Below are 16,765 nucleotides of genomic sequence, written 5' to 3' on the forward strand. Positions count from 1 at the left end.
ATCGAAGGGTTAGGAACGGGGCCAAAGGCTTAGTCCAGAGACTTACGAGCAACCGCATTCGACGCTGCTCGCCAACCCAGCAGCAGCAAGGCGCTCATGACTGAGGCAACCAGAATGAAGGACCAGTGCGGGACTGCCGAATTGCGGGTGGCCCACACAGCTAGGCCGACGACGACAGTGCCGAGCCACACAATTGCGCCTGAACTCACTGCACGCGGGTTCGGCTCGTTCTTAATCAGCGCGGTGCCCAGGAGGACACCGAATGCGAACGGCCACCAGGTATCGAGGATATTGATGAAGGTAAAAGAATCCTCGGGAGTGTTGTGAGCCAGGCGCGCTAACACGGCGAAAATAAAGATGGCGAGGATGTCAATCAAGAACGTCGATACGCGTGTGTTCATGCTTCTTAGTCTAGCGACCCCTCAGATTGGTGGGGGACCAGCGACCAGCGGCGAGGAAGCCATTAGCGGTCAGCGACTGGCTGATGCTCGGGCTGATCCTTGTGGTCGAAGCCGAGGGCGTAGATAATCCAGCCCACAATTGCCACCAGGACGAAGGAAACGATGCGGTAGACCAGCACCGCTGCAAAGGCCTCGGCGCCGGTGGTGCCGCCTGCGATGAGAGCCGCGGTCAAAGCGGCCTCGACAGTGCCGATGCCGCCCGGTGTGGCCTGGATGAAACCAGCGAGCTTGCCGGTTACGAAGGCCAGCAGCACCTTCGTAGCGGAGATGTCATCGACACCAACGGCACGGATGGCGGCGTAGAGACAGACAATTTCCGCGACCCAGTTGATAAAGGACCAGGTGAAGGAAAGAGCCAAAGTTTGCACGGGCAACTTCACGCTGGTCAGCTGTTTGACGGACTCTTCAAGTCGGTCGACATCGGTGTCCGCGGGCTTCTTTCGAATCTTGTTAAAGACACGCAGACACCACGCGCCTGTCTTGTTGAGAAAAGCCGGGTTCTGCGAAATCCGCCACAGCAAAATGGTGGCTAGTAAAACCGCAATTGCCATAGCGATGAGCACCGCGGTCGTGCCACCCTGTCCGACGAAGAAGAGGCTGCCAAGCCCCAGAAATGCCAGACCTAAAAACGACAACGCGCCCGAAAAAAGCACGAACCAGCTGACAAGGACCGCGGATGCGCCCCACTGCATCATGCGCTTAATCTGTAGCGCCGTGGAGAATGCAGCACCACCGGGAACGGTGACCGCCCACGCGTTGGATGCGAGGGTTAGCGCATTGGTGCTACGGCGAGTGGCTGCTTTTACGCCTCCAGCTCGCAACAGCAGACGCATCACTTCCGCCATCGCGTAGAGCGAAAAAGCCACGGAAAAAATGGCGATGAACAGCCACTTAGCGTCGACATCCGCAAGGATTTGGAGCCCCTGGACGACGCTGTCCCAGTTTCTTACCGTCAGGACGATACCGGCAATCACGAGGGCCACGAGGATTATCGATCGTAGCCAGCTCGAATTGCCGGTTTTGAGGACTTTTTTAAGTCGTGACATAAATAAGAAGCCTGTTCGTCTTCCTGTTCGTCTCCCTAGACGTCGCCGCGGTGGTCTCCCTAGTCGTCGTTCTTGCCGTCGCGCTCCTTGAGCAACGACGTGAGCGGACGGAACGGCTGCAGCCACGCACCGCCATCAGGCAGGCGGTCGAGATCGATACGCGGTAGCGGCTCGCGGAAGACGCCCTTGATTTCCTCCAGGTCAACGAAGCGAATCGCATCGGAGGCCAGCGCCCAGGAAGCGTGCTCGTGAAAACCGATGACGGTTACCCGAATCCCCTCGGATGCGAGCTTTTCCAGCAGCTCCTGGAAATTCTGGCCATCGGCGGACGCAACGACGACACTGCGCAACACGCCTTCGTCGTAACGCCTTTGGATGTGCGCAATCATGTCCGGGTCAACGTCGGTGTCCTCTTCGATCTTCGGCTTTGCGAAGACCGCGAAACCGACATTGCGCAGAGCCTCGACCCAGGGGCGGACAATCTCCGCTGAGCCCGGGTTGACGTTGGTGAACACCGTGGCCTCGGGGAGGACATCGGAACCGATGTTGTGGGATACGCGCTCGGCTTCGTCGATAAGCCATTTGCCCACGGCGTCGAAGCGCGGGCGGTGTGCGGCGGTCGGGCGGGATCCCAAAATGGCGCCGAGCCCCATGTCCAAGTTCGGGGCGTCCCACACGAGTAGTGCGGTCGGGTGCGTCTCAGTGGTGTTGTAGCTGGCAGAGGTGTTTTGGGTAGTGCTCATGTTCCTATGCCTCTTTCTTGCGCCAGATGAACTCGTGGATGTCGTGGTCGAGGTTCAGGCCGCGGGCTTCGAACTTGGTCGTCGGTCGGTCGAGAAGCATGGGGGATTCCGGCCAGGGCCAGGCGATAGGCTCGAGCGTCGGCTCGACCTCGCGGAGTTCCTCAATCCACTCTGCGTAGTCCGCATGGTCGGTGGCGGCGTGGAAAATGCCACCGGGCTTCAGACGCGAAGAAATCAGGCGCAACGTACCGGACTGCACAATGCGGCGCTTGTGGTGGCGTGCCTTCGGCCACGGGTCCGGGAAGAACAGGCGCACGCCGGCCAGCGACTCCGGCTCGATCATGCGCTGCAAAACCTCAACGCCGTCGCCGCGGACCATGCGGATGTTCGACACCTCATTGCGCACGGTGGCGGAGAGCAGTTTCGCCAGGCCAGGGCGGTAGAGCTCAACGGCAATGATGTTGTGGTCCGGTTCTTGCGGAGCCATAGCCACGGTGGACGTGCCGGTGCCGCAGCCAATCTCGACGATGGTCGGTCCCTTGCGGCCGAACCATTCCTCCACGTCAATGACTTCGTCGGAGAGGACCTTGCCGTACGTGTCCCAGTTGTCTTCCCAGATCTTTTCCTGGTTGGGAGTCAAAGTGCCGCGGCGGAAGGACAGATTGCCGATGCGCGGGTAGTCAAGACCATCGTCGAATTGGGTCTTTTCCGGACGACCTGCAGGCAATTCGCCCTTCTTCGGCTGGCGTTCATGCGGTTGTTCCGCCTGCTCGTCCGCGCGAGTTGGCAATGGTTCAGATTGCTGCGAAACCGCAGGCTGTTCGATATTTTCAGAAAAATCAGAAGTAGTCACGTTCCCTATTGTCCATGACATCGGCCAACTATCCAATCATTGCCCCTAGGATTTTTGTTGTTGTCCTGGCGGTTTCACACCGGTAGGCGATGCCGCGTCGTCCTGAGTTGGTGGCACGGCGGGCGAGTTGTTTTGTCGACTTGCCGAATCCGCGGTCCGCTGTAGGCTGAACGCGAAGCCGCGCTTATTCGTTTGTTGAAGCGGTGCTTGGGGTCTGCCTAGCGCAGCGTTTCAGGGCGCGGAATCTGGCTCACGGGCCGTATGGGGGTTACGCAGGTTTTAACTAAACCACGCAGGGGATTTATGGGAGGGGACTAGGCCGGATGGACCTTATTTCCGCAACTGATGTCACGGAAACAACACAGCCGTCAACGGGATCTACATCGTCGTCGTTGCGCGCTGCCGTGGTGGACTGGCTGTCATCACGACAGGCCTCGCACTCGGACACCGCTAACACGAGCGGCGCGGAGGTGTGCGTCGCCAAGGCGCTTGAGCGCGAGAAACGGCCACCGATAATCTGCGCGCGATTGCGCAGGGGCGTGCGTGAAACCGCTGTGCGCGAGGCATTTTCGCAATGTCACGCGGAGCTGGCCGACAAGCTGTCCGCCCCTGTCGCGCTGGTCATCGAGCAACAACCGATTCGCCATTCGCTTGCCGACGAGTATTGCGACATCACCACAAACGAGACAGCTGAACACACCTTTTTGTTCAGTTCCGCGTTGCGGAAGATTGCCGAACGCCTCGGTGCGGAAGGCGGATCACGCAATGATGACGGGCTACTCGCAGTGCAGTTGACTGAGATCGCGGCAGCCTTTCCCGCGGCTAGAGACAGCCTGGAGGAGTTGCTATGGCAACACCGGACGTAGTTGAGCCACGCCCGGTCTCGGCGGAGGGGTCTGAGCAGCCACCGCTCCTTGTCACCAAGGCTGGTACCGCTGCAGACCGCGCGGATTTTTCGCAGGTCGTTGACACTGCAGTGCCGTCACGTCGCTTGGAATTTGTGGATAAACGCAGCGCTGTCGTGCTCTATGTCGCAGACAGCGAGGTGCAGCCAACACGGGAGTGCGTCAGCACGGTTGCAGCAATTAGTCAGGCCACCGGCCGCGTTGCAGTAGGTCTGATTGGCAATGGCGAGCATGCCGAGGCCTGGCGCCAGGAAATCGACAGCACAATTCCAATGGGAGCGCTGGACGAGAGGATGGCCAGAACCCTGGTTCTTTTGGCAGAAGGGCCGCCCAGAAACTCGGGGGAAACCCTGAGCGTGCGCCGGGTTCGAAACGTGCGAGCTCAGCTGGCACAGGAGCGATCGCGCGGAGCCGGGGCGGCGGCGCGATTGCAGCGGAAGATGCAGTTGGCAGCTGAAAGCGCGGTGCGGGATGCACTGCAGGAAGTGGCTGATGAACCCGCAGGTGGCCAAGCGGAACTGCAGGGCCGTGCCGAGGACGCAGCGGCGCGACTGCAACAGCGGTGCGGTGATGAATTGGGGCTTTGCGTGGAAATCTCGGTGCCCGCTCCAGAAAGTCCGACTCGCCCCAGCTATGTCATGGAAGCCCTGGTTGCGGTGGCATCGCTCGGCGTGGCGGTCGGTGTAGTGCGGATTGTCCACGGGTTGTTCATGTGGATTGGGGTGCCGATGCTTGCGGCGCAGCTGGTCGCACTTGCAATAGGTCTCTGTGTTGCGGTGGTGGCGGTGGGCGCAACGATTCGTCGTAACGCACGCCAACGAACCGTACAGTGGCGGGCAAACTACCTTGCCCACCTGCGGCGAAGATGGACGCAGTCCGCGGAGGTGGCGGTGCGAGAGGCCCTTGGTGCGCGGGGGCCGGGATGGCGAATAGAACAGCTGGCGGAGTACAGCGGAACGTCCGCTAGATAGCCGTGACAGCCAGGAGAGATAGGGGAGATTACGATGGATGAGTTTTCTTTACTGCAGTACTTTTCCGAACAGCCTGCGTCCGATGGTGGGACGGACGCCCGGTCGCTCGCTACGCCGTGTGGGTTGGAGGCGGCGACGCCGATTGATGGGCAGTCGGCGGGTATTGGCGACGCCGGGCTGGTCGTGGAGGTCGATGGACAGCTCTACGACCTCGGTGATGACGAAGGGTCGATTACGCTTGCCGACGATTCCGGGTTGTCAATCTATTCGGATTTGGACGGTGACGGCGCGGTGGATCACGTGACGACGGTCCGTTTTGACGGTACTTGGGAGTCCTGGAGCAGCGATGATGTCAGGGCTGCTGACGCGATTGGCAAAGCGGCAGTGGAAGCGACACCAGCGGCGGGGAAGTGGGATGCGTACTCCTGGGAGCAATCGGCCCGGGGCAGCTGGAACTAACGACTTTGGGAACGCTGTGCACGGGGGTACCCGTGTCCCAGTTGCTTACAAATGGGGGTAACTGCAGTCAAAGGGTTAATGGTTGTGAATTTGTGCGGTAAGGCTGGCCTTATTCGCTGGTTATAGCCGTAAATGAACAGGTCGCAAGAATGGGACGGGGAAAATCTTTTGTTGTAAAGCCGTGATGTAACGGCTTTCAAAATGGGGGAGCGAGTCGATTGTCGATGTGGGGCCCGGCAACTTTCGGTATCCCCCGGTAGCCTTAAATCAAGACGCGAATCAATGAGTCAGGAGAACTGATGTCCGCACCTTCTATTCCTGGTCTCGAGGGCCAGGCCCCGACCGAGAACGCCGAACTGCTGCGCTGGATTGCTGAGGTCGCAGAACTGACCCAGCCAGACAAGGTTGTCTTTGCTGATGGCTCGGAAGAAGAGTGGAACCGCCTTACCCAGGACCTGGTTGATAAGGGAACTCTTATCAAGCTGAATGAGGAAAAGCGCCCGAACTCTTTCCTTGCCCGCTCTAACCCGAAGGACGTTGCTCGTGTGGAGTCCCGCACGTTCATCGCTTCTGAAAAGGAAGAGGACGCTGGCCCGACCAACAACTGGGCGGATCCGGTCGAGCTGAAGAAGGAAATGACCGAGCACTACCGCGGTTCCATGAAGGGCCGCACCATGTTCGTCGTTCCGTTCTGCATGGGTCCGATCACCGACCCGGAGCCGAAGCTGGGTGTTCAGCTGACCGACTCGGAGTACGTGGTTCTCTCTATGCGAATCATGACCCGCATGGGTCAGGATGCCCTGGACAAGATTGGCCCGGACGGAGACTTCGTCCACGCTCTGCACTCCGTTGGCGCTCCGCTGGAGGAGGGCCAGGAGGACGTTGCATGGCCGTGCAACGATGAGAAGTACATCACCCAGTTCCCGGAGACCAAGGAGATTTGGTCCTACGGTTCCGGCTACGGCGGAAACGCCATCCTGGCCAAGAAGTGCTACGCACTGCGTATCGCTTCGGTCATGGCCAAGGAAGAGGGCTGGATGGCTGAGCACATGCTCATCCTGAAGCTCACTAATCCGGAGGGCAAGGCCTACCACATCGCCGCTGCATTCCCGTCTGCATGTGGTAAGACCAACCTGGCTATGCTGACTCCGACCATCGAGGGCTGGAAGGCCGAGGTCGTCGGCGACGACATTGCATGGCTGAAGTTCGGTGAGGACGGTCGCCTGTACGCTGTTAACCCGGAGAACGGCTTCTTCGGTGTTGCACCGGGCACCAACTACTCCTCCAACCCGAACGCCATGAAGACCATGGAGGCCGGTAACACCCTGTTCACCAACGTTGCGCTGACCGACGATGGTGACGTCTGGTGGGAAGGTATGGAAGGCAAGCCGGAGCACCTCATTGACTGGAAGGGCAATGACTGGACTCCGGATTCCGACGAGCTGTCCTCGCACCCGAACTCCCGTTACTGCACCCCGATTTCGCAGTGCCCGGTCGCCGCACCGGAGTACGACGATCCGCAGGGTGTCCCGATCGACGCCATCCTGTTCGGTGGTCGCCGCCCGGACACTGTGCCGCTGGTGACCCAGGCACTGTCCTGGAACCACGCAACCTTCATCGGTGCAACCCTGGCTTCCGGCCAGACCGCTGCTTCCGCTGAGGCCAAGGTCGGTTCCCTGCGCCATGACCCGATGGCAATGCTGCCGTTCATTGGCTACAACGTCGGTGACTACCTGCAGCACTGGATTGACATGGGTGTCAAGGGCGGCGACAAGATGCCAGAGGTCTTCCTGGTCAACTGGTTCCGCCGCGGCGAAGACGGCCGCTTCCTGTGGCCGGGCTTCGGTGACAACTCTCGCGTTCTCAAGTGGATCATCGACCGCATTGAGGGCCGTGTTGGCGCCAAGGAGACCGTTGTTGGTCACACCGCTAAGGCAGAGGACCTGGACCTGACTGGCCTGGACATCGACTTTGAAGATGTCAAGGAAGCCCTGAAGGCACCGGCTGCTAAGTGGCAGGGTGACCTGCCGGACAACGAGGAGTGGCTGAAGTTCCTCGGCGACCGCGTTCCGCAGGAAGTCTGGGACGAGTTCGAGGCTCTGAAGGCTCGTATCGAGAAGAGCCTGCAGGACTAAGATCTTGCTAGCTAGCCTTGCTAAAAGCTAGAACATAGAACCACCCCCTTGTTGCCCGAAGTGGCTGGCAAGGGGGTGGTTTGTGCAGTACAACGATGAAGGGTGACACGCAATGCAATTAACGCTTTTCTCTGATTTGAGCCTGCGTGTCATCACTTTGATGGCGATGGGGGAGCCGGGACGGAAGTACACCGCTGCTGAGGTGGCGGAGTCTCTCAATGCGTCTCGCGCGCATGTTTCCAAGGTCGTCTCGCGACTTGTGGAGCTCGGCTTCTTGGAAGCGGTCAAGGGGCGCAATGGTGGCATCTATCTGCGCGAGTCGGCTACGGAAAAATCCGTCGGCAAGCTGCTGCGCACTCTGGAAAACAACGAGGTCGTCGATTGTGTCGGCACTGACTGCCCATTACTGCCGACGTGCCTGTTGCGTGGCAAGTTAGCGGCTGCGCAGGAGGCGTTCTTCGCCGCACTGGATCCGGTGTTGATTGCTGATCTCATTCCGCCCAAATCGGCTAATGGTGTGGATGCCAATCGCCCCGAGGGAGACGGTCCGCAGGGGAGTACCCAGCTCAATATTCGTCCGGTTTAGGTGCAGAGCTGAAGGTCTGACCGCGGGTTGAAAAAGCTAAAAATGGTGCCGTCGAAGTTTTCTGGTGAAGTTTTCGACATTGCCATTTGTGCAGTTCAAGACGGGTAAAACTCAACCACAAAGAGTAGTTATGGACCCCATTGGGCAATAATACGCAAACAGAATGCGCAATATGGTGTTATTGTGAAGTCATGCCAAACCTGAATGTTAACAAGAACGGCCTGACTCCAGAGCAGGCTGAAATCGTCACTCAAACCCTGCCCGTCGTCGGTGCCAACATCGAGAAGATCACGCCGAACTTCTACAATCGGATGTTCGCTGCTCACCCAGAGCTCATTGCCGATACCTTCAACCGCGGCAACCAGAAGCAAGGTGCTCAGCAGAAGGCGCTGGCGGCATCCGTCGCTACCTTCGCAGCTACCCTGGTCGACCCAGATGCTCCCGCCCCGGAAGAACTGCTTTCCCGCATCGGCCACAAGCACATCTCCGTTGGCATCAAGCCGGAGCAGTACCCAATCGTACACAAGCACCTCTTCGATGCCATCGAGGAAATCCTCACCCCAGAGGTCTTTCAGGGGGCTGTCCGCGACGCATGGGATGCCGTCTACCTGGAGATGCAGCGCGTTCTCATCAACTTCGAGAAGGGGCTCTATGACGACCTCGGTGTCGAAGCAGGAGATGTCTTCCGCGCCGCTCATGTCGTCTCCCGTGAAGAGCGCGGTGATGACGTCGCAGTGTTCTCCGTCAAGCTTGACGACGAAACCCCCGTTTCCTACCTCCCGGGACAGTACATCTCTGTGCGTCAGACCATGCCGGACGGCGCCGGCCAGCTACGGCAATACTCTCTGGTCGGCGGCGAGGAAGGTGTTCTGACCTTCGCGGTTCGTCGTGTCGATGCCTCCGAGGACCTGCCGGCTGGCGAAGTTTCCACACAGCTGTGGGAAAAGGTGCAGCCGGGCGATGCCATCGAAATTTCTCTGCCTGCAGGTGACCTGGTGTTGGATACAAAGTCCGATGACCCGGTAGTGCTCATTTCCGCAGGTATTGGCGCCACCCCCATGATCGGCATGCTGGATGCCCTGGTGGCCGCCGACTCTAAGCGTGATGTTGTCGTCCTCCACGCGGACCGCGCCGAGAACACCGACGCACTGCGCGCAGAACGCAATAACGCAGTCTCTGCACTGGTCAATGCCCGCCAGCAGGTGTGGTACGAGCCGGATCTGATGGATTTGACCGATGTTGACCTGCCGGAGGGGGCGCAGTTCTACCTCTGCGGTGGCAATGGCTTCTTGCAGGCCGTGCGTGATCAGCTTGCCAAGCGTGGCGTCAATCGCAATAACATTCACTTCGAGCTGTTCAGCCCGAACGATTGGCTGCTCGACGCCTAACGCCACAACTGCGCCGTCGGCATAAAAGCCATCGTCACAAATAAAGCCGAATGACCAGCCACGATGTATGCCCGGGGCTGGTCATTGTGCTGTTTGTAGCTTCGGTGGCTTCGTATTACTCGGCTGAGCCGGAAAGCTCCGCAACAACCTCGCCCGCAGTTTGGTTCTCGCACTGAGAAAAAGCAATACCCGCCCATAAGTTGAGATATTCTGGATCGCCGGCCTGATTCGCGGTACCACGGATTGGCGTGGTCAAGTAGTGCAATTGCGGATAAAGTTCCGGCGCGACCCTAGAAAACTCCCGGGTAAACGTGTTCTCAATTGCCCGCGCGGGCTTGCCGGAAAAGGCGTGGGTCAAAACGGTGCCGCGCTCCGTGAGCTCACGCAATGCCCGTCGGTGCGTCTCCTTCGTACCCGCCTCTGCGGTGGTGAGGAACCGTGTGCCAACTTGTACAGCTGTCGCACCAGCACCCAAAAGCTTGACGACGTCCTCTCGGTGGCCCACCCCACCAGCGGCGATGATGGGTGCATCGGTAACTGTACTCGCCTCGGTGACTGCTTGGGCGAGCTCTTCTACAGAGGCCCCAATGTTGTCGGACGAGTCCTTGCCCTTCACGAATGCGCGGTGTCCACCCGCAGCTAATCCCTGCAGAACAATGCGATCAGCGCCAGCCGCAGCCGCCGCCCGCACCCCCTCAATTGAGGTCGCATTCAGCACCACTTTGCGGCCAGATTCCTTTACCCGAGCAATGACCTCTTTATCTGGATAGCCAAAGGTGAAGGAGACGAACTCCAGCGCATCGGGGTTGGGCAGAAAATCATCAGCGAGAATTGCCTCGACTTTCGCCGAGAAGTAGTCATCTGACCAGGTCGGAGCATCGGGCAAGTCGATGTCGAAGTGGTCTGCTGCCGGTGCTAAGTGGCCGCGAAACGTGGTCCACTGCGCAAGCCCCTCCTCGGAGGTTCCGCCACCGGCGTCAGCCGTGTTGGGGCAGAAGAGGTTAATGCCGAAACCTTTGCCGTCGTCAAGCAGTGCGCACGTCTGCCGTGCCTGTTCAGTGAGCTTTTCAACAGTGAGATAGCCGGCGGCAAGCGTGCCAACCCCACCAGCATTGGAAACTGCAGCGACGAGTTCGGGCGTGGATGGACCACCGGCCATCGGTGCCAAGATGATTGATGAGCGTCGTAGGTTTTCGGGTGATTGCGAGGTTGTGCTGCTCATAGGGCGAGAGTAACACTAAGGCCGGATTCCCCTATGTGGGAGAACCCGGCCAATGCCGACGAACGGCGTTGCGCAATAGACTCCGCGCTACCCGCTACCGCCTCAAGAACTACTTATTGCTCTCCGGCGGATCCAGCGGCATACCCTGGCCGGCGCGGTAGAACGGGATGTCCTGCGGTGCCAGCGGAGTCTTGCCGGCGATGAGGTCAGCGGCCTTTTCGGCAATCATCATGGTCGGTGCGTAGATATTGCCGTTAGTGATGCCCGGCATGACCGAAGCGTCAACCACGTAGAGGCCCTCGGTGCCGTGAACCTGCATGGTCTCCGGATCGACCACGGCCATCTCGTCGGAGGCCGGTCCCATCTTGCAGGTGCAGGATGGGTGCAGTGCGGTCTCGGCATCCCTGCGGACCCACTCGAGGATTTCCTCGTCGGTCTGCACATCTGCGCCCGGGGAAATCTCGCCGTCGGTGTACTCCTTCATTGCCGGGGTGTCCAGCAGCTTACGGGAGACCTTGACAGCCTCGACCCATTCACGGCGGTCCTGATCAGTGGACAGGTAGTTGAACAGAATCGACGGCTTGACCTTGATGTCCGAGGAGGTGATGTGGACATGGCCACGGGCATCCGAGTACATCGGGCCAACGTGGAACTGGAAACCGTGCGGGCTATCGATCTTTGTGCCGTCGTAACGCATGGCCAGCGGCAGGAAGTGGAACATCAGGTTCGGGTAGGGCTCGTTGTCGTTGGAGCGCGCGAAACCGCCACCCTCGAAGTGCGACGTTGCCACCGGGCCCTTGTGGGTGAGCATCCACCACAGACCGATGAACGGCCAACGCCACTTCTCCAGGTACGGCTGTGAAGACACCGGCTGGGTGGCGTTGTACTGAATGTAGACCTCCAGGTGGTCCTGCAGGTTCTCGCCGACACCAGGCAGGTGCTTGACGACGTTCACTCCGGCGGCATTCAGAATCTTCTCATCGCCAACGCCGGAGACCTCGAGCAGCTGCGGAGAGTTGAAAGCGCCACCGCAGAGGATGACCTTGTCTGCTCGCACCTGGTGTGTACGACCCTTCCAGGTGTACTCGATGCCGACGGCCTTGGTGCCCTCGAAGAGGATGCGGGTGGCTTCTGCGCGGGTGCGGAGCTCCAGATTTGGACGCTGCAGGGCTGGGTGCAGGTATGCGCGGGCAGCGGAGAGGCGACGGCCCTTGTCGATGTTCGCGTCGAAGGGACCGAAGCCCTCCTGGCGGTAGCCGTTGACGTCCGGGGTGTAGTTGTAGCCGGCCTGCTGGACAGACTTGAAGAAGGCCTTGAACAGCGGAGAATCGGCCGGACCGCGCTTCATGCGCAGTGGGCCGTCGTGGCCACGGCGCGGGTCGTCCTTGTCGGAGCCGAGCGCATTTTCCATGCGCTTGAAGTACGGCAGAACGTGGTTCCAGCCCCAGTTCTCCAGCCCCTTGGTGTCGCCCCACTTGTCGTAGTCCATGGGGTTACCGCGCTGGTAAATTTGGCCGTTGATGGAGGAGGAGCCGCCGACGACCTTGCCGCGGGCGTGGTAGATGCGGCGACCGTTCATCTCCGGTTCCGGCTCGGATTCGTACTTCCAGTCGTAGTACTTGTTACCGATTGGGAAGGAGAACGCCGAAGGCATGTGAATGTAGAGATCCCAGAGGGAGTCCATGCGGCCGGCCTCGAGTACGAGCACCTGCTGAGTGTGGTCTGCGGACAGCCGGTTAGCCAGCACAGAGCCGGCAGAGCCCGCGCCAACGATGACGACGTCGCGGTGTTCGACTGTGGTGTTGCCATTCTTTTTACCGAAGTTGAAGACAGCCGGGAAAGCTCCCATGTTCTGGTGTACCTCCGTAGGTTGTTTGCCGATGCATATCGGAATGGTTTTCAAGGACTGCGATAAGCCCCGATAAGCCCCAAGTAATATTTAAAGGCAGGCCCTATATATTGATATTGGAATAAGTGGCCGGAGGCGTATCTCAAATCCCCTTCACCTATATAGAATGCCACACAATTGGTATTCAATTCCAGTTGGAATGATTTTAAACGCCTTGAAAACTGGATAAATATGCAGGTGAAGATGTTGATGTTGGGGTGGAGAATTCTTCTGAATCGATTCTTAAACTTGAGGGATTATTCAAACTAGGTATGCTGGGTTAGTTCCCGAATCTGAAGGATTTTCCTATGTCTGATACTCCGCCAACTGAGAAGGTAACGGAGGAAAAATCTGGATCGTCGCAAGGAATGCAGCGATCGCAGTCGGCCCCTCCACAACAAGCGCAAGCGAGTGTGACCTCCGAGCCTGAGGTCAACTGGCCTGTATTTATTATTTCAGGTGTTGGCATTCTTGCCATTGCCCTGTGGGCTATTTTTGCCCCGGACAATGCAGCGGACACCCTAGCTGGCATTGTCGCCTGGGTATCGAAGAACTTCGGCTGGTTCTATATTGTGACCGCGACGGTGGCAGTGCTCTTCATGCTCTACGTCGCTATCTCGCGAACGGGACAGATTAAGCTCGGCCCCGATCACGCCAAGCCTCAGTTTGGTCTGTTCTCCTGGGCCTCTATGCTCTTTGCGGCGGGTATCGGCATTGACCTGCTCTTCTTCTCGGTAGCGGAGCCGGTGGCACAGTTTTATGGCCCGCCGACCGGAGACGCGGAGACCATCGAAGCTGCACGTCAGGCAGTGGTGTTCACGCTCTTCCACTATGGCGTGACCGGTTGGGCACTCTACGCCCTGATGGGTATGGCATTCGGCTACTTCGCGTATCGCCTGAACATGCCGCTGACCATTCGTTCGGCGCTCTATCCGATTATCGGCAAGCGCATCCACGGCCCCGCTGGTGAAGCGGTCGAAATCGCGGCGATGCTGGGTACCGTTTTCGGTGTCGCAACCTCGCTGGGTATCGGCGTCGTCCAGCTGAATTACGGCCTGCGTGTGCTGTTCGGGGTGGATGAGAGTACGTCCTGGCAGATCGCTCTAATCGTCGTGGCCGTATCGGTGGCTATCGCCTCCGCAGTTTCCGGTGTCGACAAGGGAATTCGTCGTCTCTCGGAGCTCAACGTTGGCCTGGCCATCTGCTTGATGCTCTACATCCTGGTTACCGGCCGCACCGCGTTCCTGTTTGACGCACTGGTGATGAACGTCGGTGAGTACGTCTCGAAGTTCCCGTCCATGACTATGGATACCTACGCGTTCTCCGGAGCGCAGGAATGGTTGAACTCCTGGACCCTGTTCTTCTGGGCTTGGTGGGTGGCCTGGGCACCGTTCGTCGGTTTGTTCCTGGCTCGCATTTCCCGTGGCCGTAGTCTGCGTCAGTTTGTCGTCGGCACGCTGACCATTCCATTCCTCTTCGTTCTGATGTGGGTATCGGTGTTCGGTAACTCGGCTCTGGACCTGGTTATCGGTGGCGATTCGGAGTTTGGGCAGACTGCATTGGATTACCCGGAGCGCGCCTTCTACCTTCTGCTAGAGCAGTACCCGGCACCGATGTTGGTGGCGGCAGTCGCCTCCCTGATCGGTCTGCTGCTCTACATCACCTCGGCTGACTCGGCAGCACTGGTGATGAGTAACTTCACTTCGAAGATCACCGACACACAGCAGGACGGTAAGAAGTGGACCCGTATTTTCTGGGCTGTCGTGGTCGGTGTGCTGACCATCGCGATGCTCTACGTCGGCGGTATTCCGACACTGCAGTCCGCGACGATTGTGATGGGCCTGCCGTTCGCCTTTGTCATCTATCTGGTGATGTATGGCCTCTTTAAGTCGCTGCGACTGGAGCTGCTGCAACAGGATTCGACACGTCGAGCCCTCCATGGGGCGATGTCGGGCCGCGCCGTAGATGGCGAACAGGGCGACTGGCGTAAGCGACTTGCCCGCTCCATGTCCTTCCCGGGCAAGAAGCCAGTCATGCGCTACCTCGACCGAGTGGTACAGCCCGCGCTTGAACAGGTGGCAGAAGCTATCAGGGATCGTGGCGGCGAAGTGACGCTGCACCGTGAACCAGCAGAAGAAGTTGGCATCGACCAGATTGACCTGCAGGTCGGTTTCGGCGAGGAGATGAGCTTCCGCTACCAGGTCTATCCGGTTGAACACTTGACGCCGTCTTTCGCTGGCCTGGTACACCTGGACAGTGATGCTGATATTTACTACTACCGTCTCGAGGTCTTCACGCTTACCGGCTCGCTCGGCTACGACGTCTATGGCTACACCCAAGAGCAGCTGATTTCCGACGTCCTCGACCTCTACGAACGGCACTTAGAGTTCCTGCATATGCAGTCTGATCTCCCGGGCACCTCAGATCTGTCCGATAATGCCGAACCTGTCCGCGAATGGTCTGATGACTACGCCAAGGAGGATTCCTAAATGACCTTTAAGCCTTCCACTACTGATAAGGCTCTCGCAACCGAGACCGCCAAATCTCACGAAGGGGCCGCCACGCTGTTTATCAACGGCACCTGGTCCGCTGCAGCCGCTGGCAATACTCGCACCATCGAGTGCCCGGCCGACGGCTCTTTCATCGCCGAGGTCGCAGAAGCAGACGCAACCGACACCGAGCGCGCCATCGCCGCCGCCGACGCTGCTTTCCGACGTACCGGAGAAGGTTCCTGGGCATCCTGGAGCACAGCTGAGCGCAGCAAGTTGGTACTCGATATCGGAGCTGCCATCAGGCAGCGCAAGGACGAATTTGCCTGGGCAGAGGCTATGGATACCGGCAAGCGCCTGCCTGAGGCGGCAGCCGATATGGATGACATCATTGCCTGCTTTGAGTACTTCGGGAAGCTCGCGGGCAATGATGCCGGTCGTCTCGTGGATGCGGATGACCCGTCCGTCGTCGCGCGTATTGTGCGTGAACCTGTTGGTGTCTGTGGCCTGATTACGCCGTGGAACTACCCACTGCTGCAGACCGCATGGAAGGTTGCACCGGCGCTGGCCACGGGCAATACCTTTGTGCTCAAGCCGGCGGAGCTGACTCCGCACACAGCAATTCTGCTCATGCACGTCATCGATGATCTGGGTGTTCCGGCAGGCGTTGCCAACCTCATTACCGGAGCCGGTGCCGAAGCGGGCGCACCGCTGTCCTCGCATCCGAAGGTGGACATGGTCTCCTTCACTGGCGGTCTTGTCACTGGCAAGATTATTGCTGGTGAAGCGGCTAAGTCTGTGAAGAAGGTCGCGCTTGAGCTCGGCGGCAAGAACCCGAACATCATCTTCGCCGACGCCGATTACGAAGCCGCTTTGGACAATGCCCTCAATGCTGCGTTCCTGCACTCCGGTCAGGTGTGCTCGGCGGGCGCTCGCTTGATTGTGGAGGAGTCCATCGCCGAGAAGTTTGTCGACGATCTGGTCGAGCGCGCCGGACACATCCAGCTCGGCGGTCCGCTCGACGAGAAGGCCGAGACCGGTGCGCTGATTTCGAAGCAGCACCTGGATAAGGTCGCGGCATACGTCGATCGGGCCCGTGAACAGGGCGCTCGCGTGCGCGTTGGCGGCGAGATTGCCACCGGCGCCACCGCTGACGGTTCCGCCTCGCTTGCCGACGGCTACTTCTACCTCCCAACCGTGATTGACCAGGTCACCCGCGAAATGGACTGCGTTCACGACGAAGCCTTTGGCCCGGTGGTGACGGTGGAGACCTTCACCACGGTTGACGAGGCCATCGAGATTGGCAACGACACCGAATATGGCCTGGCCGGTGCGGTGTGGACATCCAACCGCGAGGTTTCTGAGCGCGTTTCCCGCGGGCTGCGTCACGGCACCGTCTGGATTAATGACTTTGGCCCCTACCTGCCACAGGCCGAATGGGGTGGCTTCGGCCAGTCCGGTATTGGCCGCGAGCTGGGCCCGACCGGCCTGGAAGAGTACACCGAAGCCAAGCTGGTCTACGAGAACACGGCGCCGGCTGTTACCGGTTGGTTCGAGGATCGTCGTTAAATAACTCGGCACAAGCCCGAGCAAAAATACGGGAAAACGACCCATCAGCC

14 protein-coding genes are annotated in these 16,765 nt (G+C 59.3%); 8 read left to right on the forward strand and 6 right to left on the reverse strand.

Annotated elements, in window-relative coordinates:
• Positions 1–29: 29 nt before the first annotated feature.
• The 4 genes from ADB02_RS10345 to trmB all read right to left on the reverse strand — a co-directional run bounded on the left by ADB02_RS10345 (position 30) and on the right by trmB (position 3,103).
• A complete protein-coding gene (locus ADB02_RS10345) occupies positions 30–401 on the reverse strand; it encodes a DUF3054 domain-containing protein (protein WP_049171813.1) in 372 nt (123 codons plus the stop codon).
• A 62-nt stretch (positions 402–463) separates the two neighbouring features.
• On the reverse strand, positions 464–1,507 hold the full coding sequence (locus ADB02_RS10350) for a lysylphosphatidylglycerol synthase transmembrane domain-containing protein (protein WP_016421635.1): 1,044 nt from the start codon (positions 1,505–1,507) through the stop codon (positions 464–466).
• Between the two features lie 59 nt (positions 1,508–1,566).
• Complete coding sequence (locus ADB02_RS10355; protein ID WP_049171810.1) at positions 1,567–2,250, reverse strand: NYN domain-containing protein; 684 nt, start codon at positions 2,248–2,250, stop codon at positions 1,567–1,569.
• Between the two features lie 4 nt (positions 2,251–2,254).
• On the reverse strand, positions 2,255–3,103 hold the full coding sequence (gene trmB / locus ADB02_RS10360; RefSeq protein WP_224784268.1) for a tRNA (guanosine(46)-N7)-methyltransferase TrmB: 849 nt from the start codon (positions 3,101–3,103) through the stop codon (positions 2,255–2,257).
• Positions 3,104–3,426: 323 nt separating this feature from the next.
• On the opposite strand from trmB, the gene ADB02_RS10365 reads away from it, so the two are divergent.
• The 6 genes from ADB02_RS10365 to ADB02_RS10390 all read left to right on the forward strand — a co-directional run bounded on the left by ADB02_RS10365 (position 3,427) and on the right by ADB02_RS10390 (position 9,547).
• A complete protein-coding gene (locus ADB02_RS10365; RefSeq protein ID WP_049190977.1) occupies positions 3,427–3,969 on the forward strand; it encodes a hypothetical protein in 543 nt (180 codons plus the stop codon).
• Positions 3,951–4,979, forward strand: a complete 1,029-nt coding sequence (locus ADB02_RS10370) for a hypothetical protein (protein ID WP_049190980.1) — start codon at positions 3,951–3,953, stop codon at positions 4,977–4,979. The genes ADB02_RS10365 and ADB02_RS10370 overlap by 19 nt, the downstream gene beginning before the upstream one ends.
• A 33-nt stretch (positions 4,980–5,012) precedes the next feature.
• Positions 5,013–5,438, forward strand: coding sequence for a DUF6802 family protein (locus ADB02_RS10375; protein WP_049190983.1), 426 nt, complete (start codon positions 5,013–5,015; stop codon positions 5,436–5,438).
• Positions 5,439–5,737: 299 nt separating this feature from the next.
• Entirely contained in the window at positions 5,738–7,573 is a 1,836-nt protein-coding gene (locus ADB02_RS10380) for a phosphoenolpyruvate carboxykinase (GTP) (protein WP_049190986.1), read from the forward strand.
• 112 nt (positions 7,574–7,685) lie between these two features.
• Positions 7,686–8,159 (forward strand): RrF2 family transcriptional regulator, encoded by a 474-nt coding sequence (locus tag ADB02_RS10385; RefSeq protein WP_049190987.1) that lies wholly within the window; start codon positions 7,686–7,688, stop codon positions 8,157–8,159.
• 191 nt (positions 8,160–8,350) lie between these two features.
• Positions 8,351–9,547: a globin domain-containing protein gene (locus ADB02_RS10390; protein WP_049190990.1), complete on the forward strand. Its 1,197-nt coding sequence runs from the start codon at positions 8,351–8,353 to the stop codon at positions 9,545–9,547.
• A 115-nt stretch (positions 9,548–9,662) separates the two neighbouring features.
• Here ADB02_RS10390 and ADB02_RS10395 read toward each other — a convergent pair whose 3' ends face one another.
• Together ADB02_RS10395 and betA are read right to left on the reverse strand one after the other, a co-directional pair.
• Complete coding sequence (locus tag ADB02_RS10395) at positions 9,663–10,769, reverse strand: NAD(P)H-dependent flavin oxidoreductase (RefSeq protein ID WP_049190991.1); 1,107 nt, start codon at positions 10,767–10,769, stop codon at positions 9,663–9,665.
• 109 nt (positions 10,770–10,878) lie between these two features.
• Positions 10,879–12,618, reverse strand: a complete 1,740-nt coding sequence (gene betA / locus ADB02_RS10400; protein ID WP_049190994.1) for a choline dehydrogenase — start codon at positions 12,616–12,618, stop codon at positions 10,879–10,881.
• A gap of 347 nt (positions 12,619–12,965) precedes the next feature.
• On the opposite strand from betA, the gene betT reads away from it, so the two are divergent.
• Together betT and ADB02_RS10410 are read left to right on the forward strand one after the other, a co-directional pair.
• Positions 12,966–15,146, forward strand: coding sequence for a choline BCCT transporter BetT (gene betT / locus ADB02_RS10405; RefSeq protein ID WP_049190998.1), 2,181 nt, complete (start codon positions 12,966–12,968; stop codon positions 15,144–15,146).
• Positions 15,147–16,715, forward strand: a complete 1,569-nt coding sequence (locus ADB02_RS10410; RefSeq protein WP_049191000.1) for an aldehyde dehydrogenase family protein — start codon at positions 15,147–15,149, stop codon at positions 16,713–16,715.
• Positions 16,716–16,765: the final 50 nt, after the last annotated feature.

The organism is Corynebacterium sp. 212_CJEI (assembly GCF_001055915.1).
Classification (GTDB): domain Bacteria; phylum Actinomycetota; class Actinomycetes; order Mycobacteriales; family Mycobacteriaceae; genus Corynebacterium; species Corynebacterium jeikeium_D.

What these genes read in the sequence shown, in the direction of transcription:
- ADB02_RS10345 (WP_049171813.1), bottom strand. Translation starts at nt 401, where the DNA reads ATGAACACACGCGTATCGACGTTCTTGATTGACATCCTCGCCATCTTT.
- ADB02_RS10350 (WP_016421635.1), bottom strand. Translation starts at nt 1,507, where the DNA reads ATGTCACGACTTAAAAAAGTCCTCAAAACCGGCAATTCGAGCTGGCTA.
- ADB02_RS10355 (WP_049171810.1), bottom strand. Translation starts at nt 2,250, where the DNA reads ATGAGCACTACCCAAAACACCTCTGCCAGCTACAACACCACTGAGACG.
- ADB02_RS10365 (WP_049190977.1), top strand. Translation starts at nt 3,427, where the DNA reads ATGGACCTTATTTCCGCAACTGATGTCACGGAAACAACACAGCCGTCA.
- ADB02_RS10370 (WP_049190980.1), top strand. Translation starts at nt 3,951, where the DNA reads ATGGCAACACCGGACGTAGTTGAGCCACGCCCGGTCTCGGCGGAGGGG.
- ADB02_RS10375 (WP_049190983.1), top strand. Translation starts at nt 5,013, where the DNA reads ATGGATGAGTTTTCTTTACTGCAGTACTTTTCCGAACAGCCTGCGTCC.
- ADB02_RS10380 (WP_049190986.1), top strand. Translation starts at nt 5,738, where the DNA reads ATGTCCGCACCTTCTATTCCTGGTCTCGAGGGCCAGGCCCCGACCGAG.
- ADB02_RS10385 (WP_049190987.1), top strand. Translation starts at nt 7,686, where the DNA reads ATGCAATTAACGCTTTTCTCTGATTTGAGCCTGCGTGTCATCACTTTG.
- ADB02_RS10390 (WP_049190990.1), top strand. Translation starts at nt 8,351, where the DNA reads ATGCCAAACCTGAATGTTAACAAGAACGGCCTGACTCCAGAGCAGGCT.
- ADB02_RS10395 (WP_049190991.1), bottom strand. Translation starts at nt 10,769, where the DNA reads ATGAGCAGCACAACCTCGCAATCACCCGAAAACCTACGACGCTCATCA.
- betA (WP_049190994.1), bottom strand. Translation starts at nt 12,618, where the DNA reads ATGGGAGCTTTCCCGGCTGTCTTCAACTTCGGTAAAAAGAATGGCAAC.
- betT (WP_049190998.1), top strand. Translation starts at nt 12,966, where the DNA reads ATGTCTGATACTCCGCCAACTGAGAAGGTAACGGAGGAAAAATCTGGA.
- ADB02_RS10410 (WP_049191000.1), top strand. Translation starts at nt 15,147, where the DNA reads ATGACCTTTAAGCCTTCCACTACTGATAAGGCTCTCGCAACCGAGACC.